14 protein-coding genes and 2 tRNA genes are annotated in these 13,260 nt (G+C 47.7%); 2 read left to right on the top strand and 14 right to left on the bottom strand.

Annotation, left to right across the window (positions count from 1 at the left end; all coding sequences use genetic code 11):
• The first annotated feature begins 105 nt into the window (after positions 1–105).
• Together BUA83_RS02355 and BUA83_RS02350 are read left to right on the top strand one after the other, a co-directional pair.
• The gene (locus BUA83_RS02355; RefSeq protein ID WP_072934560.1) at positions 106–1,617 is read left to right on the top strand and encodes a Y-family DNA polymerase; all 1,512 of its coding nucleotides are present in this window, start codon (positions 106–108) and stop codon (positions 1,615–1,617) included.
• Positions 1,614–2,045 carry a YolD-like family protein gene (locus BUA83_RS02350; protein WP_072934559.1) on the top strand — a complete coding sequence of 144 codons (432 nt, stop codon included), beginning with the start codon at positions 1,614–1,616 and terminating at the stop codon, positions 2,043–2,045. The genes BUA83_RS02355 and BUA83_RS02350 overlap by 4 nt, the downstream gene beginning before the upstream one ends.
• A gap of 36 nt (positions 2,046–2,081) precedes the next feature.
• Here BUA83_RS02350 and BUA83_RS02345 read toward each other — a convergent pair whose 3' ends face one another.
• From BUA83_RS02345 to BUA83_RS02280, 14 genes are all read right to left on the bottom strand, one after another.
• On the bottom strand, positions 2,082–2,387 hold the full coding sequence (locus BUA83_RS02345) for a TIGR04076 family protein (RefSeq protein WP_072934558.1): 306 nt from the start codon (positions 2,385–2,387) through the stop codon (positions 2,082–2,084).
• Positions 2,388–2,648: 261 nt separating this feature from the next.
• A tRNA-Arg gene (locus tag BUA83_RS02340) sits at positions 2,649–2,725 on the bottom strand.
• 9 nt (positions 2,726–2,734) lie between these two features.
• Positions 2,735–2,811 (bottom strand) — tRNA-Pro (locus tag BUA83_RS02335).
• Positions 2,812–2,858: 47 nt separating this feature from the next.
• Positions 2,859–4,238 carry a hypothetical protein gene (locus tag BUA83_RS02330; protein ID WP_072934557.1) on the bottom strand — a complete coding sequence of 460 codons (1,380 nt, stop codon included), beginning with the start codon at positions 4,236–4,238 and terminating at the stop codon, positions 2,859–2,861.
• Positions 4,239–4,256: 18 nt separating this feature from the next.
• The gene (locus tag BUA83_RS02325; protein ID WP_072934556.1) at positions 4,257–4,577 is read right to left on the bottom strand and encodes a hypothetical protein; all 321 of its coding nucleotides are present in this window, start codon (positions 4,575–4,577) and stop codon (positions 4,257–4,259) included.
• 27 nt (positions 4,578–4,604) lie between these two features.
• On the bottom strand, positions 4,605–6,278 hold the full coding sequence (locus tag BUA83_RS02320) for a DUF342 domain-containing protein (RefSeq protein WP_072934555.1): 1,674 nt from the start codon (positions 6,276–6,278) through the stop codon (positions 4,605–4,607).
• A gap of 57 nt (positions 6,279–6,335) precedes the next feature.
• Positions 6,336–7,091, bottom strand: coding sequence for a FliA/WhiG family RNA polymerase sigma factor (locus BUA83_RS02315; RefSeq protein ID WP_407695179.1), 756 nt, complete (start codon positions 7,089–7,091; stop codon positions 6,336–6,338).
• 43 nt (positions 7,092–7,134) lie between these two features.
• Positions 7,135–7,704 carry a hypothetical protein gene (locus BUA83_RS02310; protein ID WP_072934553.1) on the bottom strand — a complete coding sequence of 190 codons (570 nt, stop codon included), beginning with the start codon at positions 7,702–7,704 and terminating at the stop codon, positions 7,135–7,137.
• Positions 7,705–8,190, bottom strand: a complete 486-nt coding sequence (locus BUA83_RS02305) for a chemotaxis protein CheD (RefSeq protein ID WP_072934552.1) — start codon at positions 8,188–8,190, stop codon at positions 7,705–7,707. It abuts the gene before it with no gap.
• A 4-nt stretch (positions 8,191–8,194) separates the two neighbouring features.
• Positions 8,195–8,809 (bottom strand): chemotaxis protein CheC, encoded by a 615-nt coding sequence (locus BUA83_RS02300; protein ID WP_072934551.1) that lies wholly within the window; start codon positions 8,807–8,809, stop codon positions 8,195–8,197.
• A 27-nt stretch (positions 8,810–8,836) separates the two neighbouring features.
• Positions 8,837–9,295, bottom strand: a complete 459-nt coding sequence (locus BUA83_RS02295; RefSeq protein ID WP_072934550.1) for a chemotaxis protein CheW — start codon at positions 9,293–9,295, stop codon at positions 8,837–8,839.
• 17 nt (positions 9,296–9,312) lie between these two features.
• Positions 9,313–11,382 (bottom strand): chemotaxis protein CheA, encoded by a 2,070-nt coding sequence (locus tag BUA83_RS02290; RefSeq protein ID WP_072934549.1) that lies wholly within the window; start codon positions 11,380–11,382, stop codon positions 9,313–9,315.
• 19 nt (positions 11,383–11,401) lie between these two features.
• Positions 11,402–12,565: a protein-glutamate methylesterase/protein-glutamine glutaminase gene (locus BUA83_RS02285; protein WP_072934548.1), complete on the bottom strand. Its 1,164-nt coding sequence runs from the start codon at positions 12,563–12,565 to the stop codon at positions 11,402–11,404.
• A complete protein-coding gene (locus BUA83_RS02280) occupies positions 12,562–13,257 on the bottom strand; it encodes a flagellar brake protein (RefSeq protein WP_072934547.1) in 696 nt (231 codons plus the stop codon). Before BUA83_RS02280 ends, BUA83_RS02285 begins: the two co-directional genes overlap by 4 nt.
• Between the last annotated feature and the right edge of the window lie 3 nt (positions 13,258–13,260).

The raw sequence follows: 13,260 nt of genomic DNA, 5'->3' as shown, positions 1-13,260 counted from the left end.
TTGCTGTTTTCACGCAGAACGTTTATTCTAAAATCAGGCTTTTTCTCAAACAAAAGTTAACTATATTTCGAATAAGCCATTTTTAGTTGTTCACGGAGGATTATCATGACTGCCTCATCATATATAGCCATCGACCTTAAAAGCTTTTATGCATCTGTGGAGTGCATAGAACGCGGACTCGATCCGCTGACCACAAATCTTGTAGTTGCGGACGAAAGCCGCTCGACAAAAACAATCTGCCTTGCCGCCACCCCAGCTATTAAGACCTACGGCATTCCTGGGCGTGCACGGCTTTTTGAAGTTGTACAGAAAATAAAAGAGGCGAACATACGCCGCAGGGCAAAGGCGCCAAACCACATACTGACAGGTGAATCCTGCGACGCAAATGAACTTTCCGAAAATCCTGCCCTGGCTGTCTCATATATCGCAGCAGTCCCCCGTATGGCACTGTATATGAAATACAGCACCCGTATTTACGGGATTTACCTCAAGTATATCGCCCCGGAGGATATCCATATTTATTCCATTGACGAGGTTTTCATGGACGTGACTCCCTACCTAAAAACCTATGGTCTTACCGCCCATGAGCTTGCCCTGAAAATGATTCGCGAAGTGCTCGCGGAAACAGGCATCACCGCCACGGCAGGCATAGGGACAAATATGTATCTCGCCAAAATCGCTATGGATATCGTGGCAAAGAAAATGCCTGCAGACAAGGACGGTGTACGGATAGCTGAGCTTGACGAAATGAGCTACCGTGAAAAGTTATGGACGCATACGCCCCTGACGGATTTTTGGCGTGTAGGGAAAGGCTACGCAAAGAAACTTGAAGCCAACGGGCTGCACACAATGGGAGACATCGCCCGATGTTCTCTGGGCAGTAGAAACGAATATCACAGCGAAGCCCTGCTGTATAAGCTGTTCGGCATAAACGCCGAGCTTCTGATAGACCATGCCTGGGGCTGGGAACCATGTACAATGGCAGCCATAAAGGCTTACAAGCCTGCCTCGAACAGTATCGGCTCAGGACAGGTGCTTCAAAAACCCTATTCCCACGAAAAAGGACGGCTCATCGTCTGGGAAATGACAGACCTTCTCGTTCTTGACCTCGTAGCGAAGGGACTGGTTACAGACCAGATTGTACTAAACATCGGCTACGACATTGAAAACATGCGCAATTCCTATAAAGGCGGAGTTCATACCGACCATTACGGACGTACCGTCCCAAAACCCGCCCACGGCTCAATCAATCTCGGTGAGCACACATCCTCATCAAAGAAGATTCTCGCAGCCGTGATTGAACTCTACGAGCGTATAACAGACACGAACCTGTACGTGCGTCGTGTCACAGTTACAGCCAATCACGTGGTAGATGAAAAAAGCCTGCCAAAGCCAGCAGACAAAACAGAGCAGCTTGGACTTTTTACGGATTACAAAGCGGCTGCCGAGGAAAGAAAAGAAAACGAAGCCGAGGAGAAAAAAGAAAAATCACTCCAGCATGCCATGATTGCCATAAAAGAAAAATTCGGCAAAAATGCCATACTGAAGGGCTCAAACCTTGAACAGGACGCTATGACTATTGAACGTAATCAACAGGTAGGAGGCCACAAAGCATGAACGAAGATATTCAACGTTACGACGATATAATACACCTGCCCCACCCGGAGCCTTCCACTCATCCACGTATGACAATGGAAAACAGGGCAGCGCAGTTCTCTCCGTTCGCCGCGCTCACGGGGTATGACGAAGCCACCCGCGAAGAAGCGCGGCTGACAGACGAAAAAAAGGAACTCAGCGATGATATGATAGAAATGCTGGATGCCAGACTTGCCGTACTCGAACAGCACCTGAAAGAGCATCCCTCTATAACAGTAACCTACTTTCATCAGGACGAAAAAAAATCCGGAGGCCGCTATATAACGGTCTCCGGAAACCTTAAAAATCTTGACGGGGTAAAACGCATTCTGCACATGACAGACAATACCAAAATCCCCATTGAAAACATACGCCTCATAGAGTGCGATTTATTTAGGATTTTCGAATAATTTCTGCTGCACACGTGAAATCTGCCATATTTCCACTCAGTCTTCTATCGTCTCCAGCAGAAAACTCACCGGGCGAAAACCATCATTGCATGAAATCATGGCAGACCTTGGATTCTTCATCCATCCGTCATAAAAATTTTCCGCACCGTGAGCAAGCCCCATAACAAACGGGGACATAGTTTCCCATGCACTGTCACAAAGACCGTCAGGCTTCTGCCATCCGTCTGCTGTAAAAACCATGCCTTCTTCCATATCGCAGGCATGCTCGATAGGATTTTCATACCTCTCCATCAGATCACGATAACAAGCCTTCCGCATGACAGTTATACGTACTTTCTTCATACAAAGACACCTCCGCTCTGATTTACCCTGAAATAATTTTATCATAAAATAATGAACCGCTCATGAATTGCACTGCCAAATAAAGTCTTCATCCCAGGCATATAATTCACCCAAATATATACTTCAAAATTTCATTTGCCCCCGGATTGCCCCAAAAACTCTCTAACAACATACAACCTTTTAAGCCCCCGGCGTAAATTTTACATAAAGAAAAACGCCCGCAATCCTTTAATGATAAGGATTACAGACGTTATGCTTTCATGGTGCGACAGGAGGGATTCGAACCCCCGACCCACGGCTTAGAAGGCCGTTGCTCTATCCAACTGAGCTACTATCGCAAATAAAAATGGTCGGAGCAGCGTGATTCGAACACGCGACCCCCTGGTCCCAAGCCAGGTGCGCTACCAAACTGCGCTATGCCCCGATAACAAGCAATATTATAGCGTTCGGAGCATTTATTGTCAATATCTTTTACGAATTTTTCGCATTATCTCTATTCAATTCCATTTGCTTTATAAGCTCTATAGCCCCACGTCCCAGATGCACCTCGCGGGCTACATCATCTACGCTTTTCCCTTCGGCCAAAAGCTTACGGGCACGCTCAGATGCTCCGCCGCCGCGCAGCTGCAGTGCTTCCTCTACTGCCTGACGCTCTTTTGCGTCTTCATCCAGTTCTGTCTGCTCAGATATTTCATCTGCTTCACCGTTTGGCGTACCCTGCTCAGATATTTCCGCAGGCTGTGGTGCTTCCTGTACACCTTGTTCCCGGATAGCAGCCCCGGCTTCAGTCTGACTTTCCTGTTCAGCTGTCTCCTGCTGCCCCGTCACACCCTGCTCAGGCATCTCCGATGTCTGATATTCCTGGTGTTCCGAAGCCGGTTCTACGTATGAAATTATTTGTGATTCCGTTCTTTCACTTATCGGAAGCTCCTCACCGTAGTTCCCGGACACATATCCGGCATAGTCATTTCCCTGTGCTGATACACCATGCACAGGCACCTGCTGTTCATACATTTCCGGAATTTCTTCATAAGACTCCTGCATCATCTGAGAAAATTCGTCCGTATGAACCATGTGTTGGGGTTCCTGCGAAAATCCTGGCAAATCCTGCGGCTCCCCATCTGTCCGCATCACTTTAGGCACATTCTGCAAATCTGATGAATAGACCATTGGATATGTCACTGGCTCCGGTTCATGTTCAAGCGCTGTAGCTGCTTCAATATCAGCTGCTTCCTCAGACGTCAATGGAAGTCCCACCACATCTGCAACGCTGGGGGAAACAACAACCTCAGGCTCTGCCGCGTACGCACGCTGAGCATCATGCGCATGCTGCTCATATGCATCCGTGCTGTCCATCAATGCCATTGATTCTTCAAGCATATCCGAAAACGGCTGCATGCTGCTCTTTGCAGCAGAAACCTCATGTAAAGACTGCACCCCCACAGGAACCTGCACGGATTCATGTGAAGCAATCGGCTGCTTGACGTACGCATCCTGCCTGTTATAATCAACAGACGATGTCGAACGCGCCGACTCACGCCTTGCCTGCTGCCGCAATAGCTTCTGATATTTGTCTTCCGTCTTCCTAAGCTGCTCCTCCAGCTCACCTGAACGACGGTCTGCTTCCACAATAAGCCGTTCCAACCGATCAATATGAGAACCCATTCGCTCAATAATCTGATCCGCGGAGTGCTGCAGCTCATACCGCAGCTTCGCCGATGCCTCTTCAACATCATCAAGTCTGCTTTGCTGTGTCTCACCGGTAATCAGCTTTAACCAGTCGTTCCTTCGGAGGAGTACAAGAACCAACGCTCCCAATATGATAAAAAATCCTAAAATTTCCGTAGACATCCACCTGTCCTCTACGCGTCAAAACGAAATATCAATATTATGACCGCGGTAAGTATCCACAGCCATACGTTCTTCCTGCTGCTCTTCTTCCTTTTTGTCGCGGCGGCTTCCCTGATATCCGCCATGACCGCTGCGGTGATCGGGATCGTCTTTGATCTTTCCGTCCTCAGCCTGTTCCCTGCTCTGCACAGTTTCCATTTTCATCTGCATTTCTGATTTATCACGAAGTTCAGCAAAGCTCTGCTGAACATTCACCTGCTGATTCAGATTATGCTGTACCTGTGTTGCCTCATTGGCTCGTGGTACAATCATCTGCAGACTCATCGGGCTTACATCCATATTTCTCACTCTTTCTATTGCAGATGGTTAATATGCTCCTGACTTGATTTCGTCATCCTCTACGGTAAGAGTGCAATGCTGCTCCTCAGATTGAATATTCTTCATAACAGAATTTATGATAATCCTCGTTCCGGGGTACATCTTATCAGCGACCCGAATACGCCCTATACGCATCTGCGCAATCTGTTCCTCAAGCTCACGAATAAGCTTTTCATCACGTTCGATTTTACCTGCCAGCGGAAACTGCGAACGCGTCATCTGGCTTATCTGAGCCGCTCGTTCAGGCGGGAGTTTTGACACATCGATTTTCCCCAGCGTATTAAGAGCCTTTGTTAGCTGTGACAGCTTTTTCTTAAGCTCCGCATATTCCTTGCAGGTCTCCTGGTAACGGCGCTGCAGCATTGGATTTACTCCAACAACCAGCTTCGTTGCAACGAAAAGCGTGTTTCCGATGGTTTTTGCACGAATTTCCTCACCTGCTGCCAAATATCCCCCGGTAACAAGACCGCGTTTTCCTTCAACAGCAAGTACCTTTCCTGCGCGTAAATCAGAATGCAGTGCAACATCAGTGATAAAAATATTTCCGCCGGCTTCAATTTTGGCATTCTCCACAAACGCAGCACGCACTTCTTCCTCTGCACGAACCTCTCCGCGGTTCATGCCCTGAACGCCGCCCGCAATGTAGACATTATATCCATGAACAACGCCGCCGCTGACCATACCTTTAATATTTATATCACCGGTAGCCTTTACAATGAATCCCTGCATAACACTGCCGCCAATGTCCACCGCGCCGACAAAATCTATATTTCCTGTTCCAACTCCGACATCTCCGTCGATGGTGAGCTTAGGATCAACTGAAATCTTAGTTCCGTTATCGACAATCTGTCCTTCAATCAGTGAAACGACCAGATTTTCATCCCTAATTTCAGTATTTTTTCCTGCCGGAACCGGTTTTGGCTTACCCGGCTTCGGGCGTATCTCGTCGCCAAAAATATTCGTTCCCGGAATACCCTGTGTATGTGGAATTCTCTCAGCCAGCACCTGTCCCTTTTTAGCAAGCACGAAGAGATTCATGTTCTTGTAATCGACCTGATCATATTTATTAACTGCAGGTTTTCCTTTTTCTGCCAGACTGAATTTACGTTCAATCTTTGCATCAATACCATTTTGCGGAGCCGTTCCCTTGGCCGCTATAAATTCTGAACCATGCTCAAGGCCTGCATTGATAGCATCATTATCTATTCCGTATGTTATACGGCGGTCGGCCAATGCCTGAAGGATAGCCTCTGCTGTCGGCGGCTTCTTTGCTGCATCCCTTTCGATACGAATTTTCGCCGTCATCCTGTCCTTCGCAACATCAACCGTAAATGTCATGGTCTCACGATCGTCAACTTCCTCTGCCTTTTCTTCTACACGTACATTAGCACGTTCCTCTGCTCCGGCACCGACAGGAGAAACAAAACGGTCTGCCAGCCGTACAGGAACTCCGTCTGCAGTGCGGACTACACGCGCCAAAAGCTCAATATCATAATCGGCAACACCGTAATCCTTAAGAATCTGCCTCATATCCGAGAGCTCAAACAGGATTCCGTTGTCATCATTCGGATACACGGTCAGATAAACGCCGTCTGATTTGAATTCAAATAAATAGCCGGCCGTTTCCCCTCCGACCTCAGAGATTTTCTCGTTCTCATCCATGATGTATCCTCCCCGTTTATTTGATAGACGCACACAGAGTGCCCCTCTAAATCATTTTCAATCGACCAGATTTTCTTTATTTCGTGCCAGAAAACCGCGAAGCCTAAAAATAGCTTTCGTATGCAGCTGACAAACGCGAGCCTCGGATAAATGCAAAACCAGGCTTATCTCTTTCATCGTAAGCTCCTCGTAATAATACAAAGAGACTACCTGTTTTTCCCTTTCAGGCAGCCTGTGAATAGCCTTTGCGAGAATCTCCTGCATCTCCAGCTTTTCAATATTTGCACCGGGACTTTCAAGACCATCATTCGGAGTCTCGGCACGTATATAATCATCCAAAGGAATAATCGTCGCAACATTCATCTGCGAGACTGTCTTGTTCAGCTCATCAATAGTTATTCCCATAGCATCCGCGATTTCTTCATCAGACGCATTACGTCCTAAAGATATTTCGAGCTCGCGGACGGTATTCTCGTATTTTTTTATTTTTGCACGCACAGACGTCGGTACCCAGTCCTTCGACCGCAGATAATCAAGCATGGCACCGCGTATACGCACAGAAGCATACGTCTCAAACTTATTTTTCCTGTCCGGCTCATACCTCTCCACAGCATCCAGCAGTCCGAAAAAACCGCTGCTGATAAGATCATCCCTGTCCACATGTGGAGGCAGACTTATTGCCAGCCGTCCGGCTATAATATTGACAAGATTCATATACTGCTCGACAAGTCTGTCACGAACTTCTTTTGTATGCTCCTTCTTGTAGGACAACCAAAGGGAGTCGATGGTGCTTAGTTCTTCTAAACCTCCCAAAACGACTCCCCCCTTCATAACAAGTTATGTGTCAAATAATATATTATTCTGCTGTTTTCATATGCTGAATCGAATCATCAAGCGGAGCAAAAGAAAGCTCCTCCCCGTCATTCTCCTTTATTTCCGGTTCCTGCCCACTTGCATCAGAAGGAACCGCCTGTTCCGATGTTTCAGGAATAACGCCTGCATCGGCTGAAGACTTATCGGAATTCTCCGAAAGTCCACTCTCAGGTTCGCTGAGCCATGCCTGCTGAAGTGATTCGTGCTGACTTACATAAAGCGGAATTCCAACGTCATCCAACCACAACAGCGCCAGAAAAACGACACCTCCGGCGATAAAAAATCCAACCACCGCACGCATCGCAATAATTTCCAGCATGCGGTCCGCATATATCCCGGAGAGAACAATCACAGCCGCCGCGGAAAAGGCTGAAACAAATGCTATTGCGATTTTAAAAAGAAAATCGCCCTGATGAAAATACTGCTCCATCTGTTTCAATCTGTCCTTCGGAGGCTCCTTAGCAGCTTTGCCGGCTGCTTTCGCTTCCAATGCCTGTGTCTGAAGCCCACCCTGCTCTGCACTCTTCCCGGCTTCTGTACTGAGCCCGCTCACTTAAATCTCCTTCTCGCCCTTCACCATTGTCTTAACCGTGTACACACCATTTTCCAGATTAATCTGGACGGTACGTCCATAGTTTTCTCCGGTGTCTTCGGCAATAAGCTTAATTCCGAGCGACTTTAACTGCTCTTTTACGGCTTCTGCATTTCTTGCACCTACACGCATTATATCCGTAGCCTTCGCAAAGGCAAACATCTGCGCACCACCGGCCATCTTTGCCACCAAACGGCTTTTGGATGCTCCGAGTGCGAGAACATCCTTCAGCATTAGCGGCACACCGGTATCTGCAAACTTAGCCGGGTTTTCGCTCGCACGGGACTGTGTACTGTCCGGAAGCATGATATGCAAAAGTCCTCCGACCTTTGCCTGTGGATCATATAATGACACGCCGATACAGGAACCGAGTCCATAGCTGATAAGCGTTGAAGGAGCACGGCCGACCTTGTAATCGGCCATGCCGACTTTAATAAGATCTGCCATAATTTTACACTCCCACCGCTGTCAAAATCGTATCCAGAGAACCTGGGTCAGGTACTAAGAAGAAGTGGCCCTTGATTCCCTCCTCATCTGTAGTGAATTCGGTCTCAATAACCAGCGCATGGTCACCCATCTGTCCAAGCTGTATGAGAACAACGTTCAATATCGCACCTGCCATGTCCATAGCAAGCGCAGGAATAGACGGAAGCAGGGAAAGCTTCGTCAGATTAAAGAGTGCATTGAGATATGCTCCGGCAAGAATATTACCTATCTCCATCAATGCGGACTCATCAAGATAATCAAGATTCTGCGTTTCTCCCCGTTTCTTACCCATAAGCATATCAACCAGATAAAACGCACTTTCTGCAGGCAGAAGGAACAAAATGTTACCCGGTGCCTGACCATAAACGCGAAGGAACACACCGACTACCATTGCTTCAGGTCCGCCGACAAGGTCAGGGACATCTCCCAATGGTACTATCGATACTTCCGGCACGTTCATGTCTATACGATGATTAATAATCTGTGAAAGCGCAGTAGCTGAGTTACCTGCACCGACATTGCCAATCTCACGCAGTGCATCCATCTGCGTAGGGCTTAACTGCATAATATCGTCTGGCATGTTCTGCCTCCTCTCGTTTAAATTAGTTTATTCTTCCTGTAAACCGATAATAGCATCAAGATTCAGCATGATGATGAGGCGATCATCCTCTTTGCCGATTCCTGTAATGAAACGGTTTGTCTCATTATCAACAACCTTAGCCGCATCAATATGAGCTGTATCCAGCGTGATAACCTCGGTCACAGCATCAACAATCATACCGACCTCAATATCATCGCTGCGGACAATAACAATACGGGTATCGTCCGTATATGGTGTGTTCTGAAGTCCAAGACGTTTTTTAAGATCAATGACCGGCAGGACACTTCCGCGCAGATTGATAACGCCCTTTATGAAATCCGATGCAAACGGAACACGTGTAATGTCCGTAAGACCTTTAATCTCTTTTACATTCAGAATGTTAAAACCGTACTCCTCATCGCGGAGCTTAAAAGCAACAACCTGAACTTCATTGTCAACCTGAACATTATTCTCTGGTGTAGCCATCTTTAGGACTCCTTTCCTCACATCAATGCGCTGACATCAAGAATCAGCGCTACACGGCCATCGCCCAGTACCGTCGCACCGGAAATGACTTTAAGACCTGCAAGCAGCTTACCAAGCGTTTTGATAACGATTTCCTGCTGTCCGATAAGGTTATCAACCACAATACCGGCTTTACGTTCACCGAGGTGGACAACAACGACAAAGATATCGTCATTCTCCTCGCCTTCCTGAGTCGGAACATTAAGTATGTTGCCAAGACGTATAATCGGTATAATCTGGCCGCGCAGAACGATGACTTCTTTGTTCTGTACAGTCTTGATATCTTCCTGCTTGATGTTGATTGTGCTGTCAATGGAGCCGAGAGGAATAGCGTACATTTCCTCCTGTACCTTGACCAGAAGTGCCTGAATAATAGCCAATGTGAGCGGCAGCTTAATCTTGAATACACTGCCCTCATCAACCTTTGTTTCAACATCAACGTGACCGCCCAAAGTCTCAATCTTGCTGCGGACAACGTCCATACCTACGCCGCGGCCTGATACGTCTGTAATGGTCTCTGCCGTAGAGAAGCCCGGCAGGAAGATAAGACGTACAGCATCTGCGTCGTTAAGGCTGTCAGCCTCTTCCTGGCTTATCATGCCTTTTTCTACTGCCTTGCGGCGGATTGCATCGGCATTAATACCTTTACCATCATCTGTGACCATGATGACAACGTTGTTACCTTCATGACGGGCGATAAGTGCGACCTCACCGGAACGCGGCTTGCCTTTCGCTTCACGGTCATCCGGGTGCTCAACGCCATGGTCAAGAGAGTTTCTCAAAAGATGCATCAGCGGATCGCCGATTTCATCAATAACAGTACGGTCGAGCTCTGTTTCCTCACCCTCAATAGTAAGGTTAATCTCTTTATTCAGTTCCTTTGCAAGGTCGCGGACCATACGCGGGAAACGGTTAAATACCTGTCCAACAGGAACCATTCGAACCTTCATGACAACAGTCTGGAGATCTGTTGTAACACGGTCCATCTGCTCAAGCGTCTCTGTAAGCTCCGCCAGACGATGAGTAATACCTATCTGCTCAAGGCGAACCTTGTTGATAACGAGCTCACCTACGAGGTTCAGCAGATTATCAAGCTTTTCAATATCGACACGGACCGACTGGCTTCCTTTCGGTGCCTTCTTCTCTGCGCCCTTTGCAGGAGCCGCAGCTTTCTTTGCCGGCGCCGGTTTCGCCGCTGCCGGAGCCGGTGCGGGTGCTGCAGCCGGCGCCGCAGCAGGTGCAGGAGCAGCAGGCGCTTTCGCAGCTGCTTCCTGTGCTTTAAGCTCTTCAGCTACGTCGGTGATAACAACCTTATCGACCTCAGAAATTGCCATCAATGTCTCTTCGACTGTTGACGGCTCTGCATCCGTAACAAAAACAACGTCAAAGGAATGCTCAAATTTCTCCTGCTCAAGATCCTCAGCAGGAGGAATTGACTTCATGACATCGCCGAGCTGATCAAGTGCGTTCATTACCATGTACGAACGAGCCGATTTCAGTACGCAGCTTTCTGTGAGTGCAACATTAATATGAAGCACACGCATACCGCTTCCGAGTGCCTGATTAATAACGTCTTTATCAGTATCATCATACTCAATACTCGGTGCAGCCGGAGCCTCAGCCGCCGGTGCAGCAGGTGCCGCAGCAGCCGCTGCCGGAGCAGCCTCGCCTTTTACAAGTGCACTGAGTTTTGCTGCGATCTCAGTTACATCTACGACGTCCTCCGGGCCGCCTTCTCCAATGCTCTCTACCATCTGCTCAAGTGAATCGACACATTTGAAAAGTGTATCAACAATATCCTCAGATACTTTTAACTGTTCCTTTCGCAGGAGGTCGAGGACATTCTCCGTATCATGCGTGAGCTCAGCGATTTTCGTGTAGCCCATCGTTGCGGACATTCCTTTAATAGTATGTGCATTTCGGAAAATATCGTTTAGGATCGACAAATCCTCCGGATCATTCTCCAATCCAAGAAGTCCGTCATTCAGCGACTGCAAATGTTCACGCGATTCTTCCAAAAACATCTCCATGTACTGATTGGTGTCCATTTCTATTCCCCCTATTTCCTTAGTGTTTAACTGCTCTCACAATGGCAGAAGCTATCTCTGTCAGTGGAAGCACTTCATCTGCTATTCCTTGATCCACAACAGCCTTTGGCATACCGTAAACAACACAGGTGCTTTCATGCTCAGCTATAATATAGCCTCCTGCCTGCTTAATCTCTTTCATGCCAACCGCTCCATCCTGCCCCATACCGGTAAGGATAACGGAAACAACATCCGATCCGAACCTGACCGCCGATTTAAATAAAACATCGGCAGCCGGGCGAAGCGTTCCCAGCGGCGGATCCTGGTTTAACACAATCTCACGCCCTTGCTGACAAGGCACCACGGTCATATGATAATTACCAGGTGCAATGTATACATGTCCTGCTTCTATAATATCATGATTTTCAGCTTCTTTCACGGAAATTTGACAAATTTCGTTTAATCTTTCCGCTAGCGATTTTGTAAATCCCGGCGGCATGTGCTGGACAATTAACACACCACAGGGAAGGTCCTTTGGAAGCCCGGCTACAACAACCTGAAGCGCCTTTGGCCCTCCGGTTGAAGTTCCGAGTACCACAATTTTGTTTCGTCCATCCGAAGAACCGGTCCTGACACCCATCACAGGTGCCGCTCTCTTTATTGGCTGTTCCTGAGCCGCCGGCTGTGCCTGCCTTGGTGTAAAAACAGGCTTTCTTACAGGAATATCAACACGTCTTGACATAACCGGTCTGGGTGTCTCACCGAAAGTTTTTGCTCCCGATGCAGCCGACATACCCGGTCTGCTTTTAATTTTTGTCGATGCAGCTGCACGGCATTTCGTCAAAATCTCGGTCTCGATAGTATCAATAGCCGAAACCGAACCGCCGGTCTTATTTATAAAATCAACAGCGCCAAGGGCCAGCGCCTGTATAGTTGCATCTGCTCCCTCTTTAGTCATGCTGCTGCACATAACTACAGGAAGCGGGCACTCCTTCATAATGATCTTCAGTGCCTGCAATCCGTCCATGACCGGCATATTTATATCCATTGTCAAAAGGTCCGGATTGTATTTCTTTACCTTTTCTATCGCATCTTTACCGTTTCTAGCGGTATCAACAAGCTCAAAGTCTGACTGCTTTTTAAACATGTCAGACAAAACCATTCTCATGAACGCGGAATCGTCCGCCACAAGTACCCGAATCATATGTCCTGCACCCCTGTCAAACTAAGCCCTTTTGCAAGTTCTTTTCTTTGCAGTTCAAAAATGAAACGCACAAGGCGATTTCTAACCGGTCTTGCGAGATCGAGCATTCGCACTCCAACTTGGTAAATTTTCCCATTCTGCGGAAGCTCCACTTCCGTGCAGCGCCGCACAGAACCCATAACCTTAAGAATCCCGATATCAGGAAGATTGTGCAGTTCCATGATGACCTGACGACCGTACTGAACCGGCACATCGGAAACAAATGCAAGGCCGCTTCCGCTCAGGTCGATGAGATTCGTCATCTTCGCTGCATCAAAACCTCCATCATCATTCATAACCTGCACGGAAATCGGAAGGCTGACCCGCACTCTGACAAATTGCCGATTCTGATACCGTTGAACCACATCCGGTTTAGTAATCCACCAGCAAGGAACATTGTTCAGCATTCCTTTTTTCTTAAAAACCGAGAAAAAGCGGAACTGGCTCTGTTTCATAAGAACAGCACCGTACAGATGTGCACCGTCCGGCGGTATAATCGGTACACGCTTCGAATCCATTGGCATTGCAACGATCAACTCCGATGACTGTATGTCTTCTATACGACTCGAATACGTCTGATCGTTGTCCATATAGAAGGAAAGCCTTTGTCCTATCTCAAGAATTTTGTCGGCTTTCTCAACATCATTGTTCATGCT

Source organism: Schwartzia succinivorans DSM 10502 (assembly GCF_900129225.1).
Classification (GTDB): domain Bacteria; phylum Bacillota; class Negativicutes; order Selenomonadales; family Selenomonadaceae; genus Schwartzia; species Schwartzia succinivorans.
This window is presented reverse-complemented; position numbering and strand designations above follow the sequence as displayed.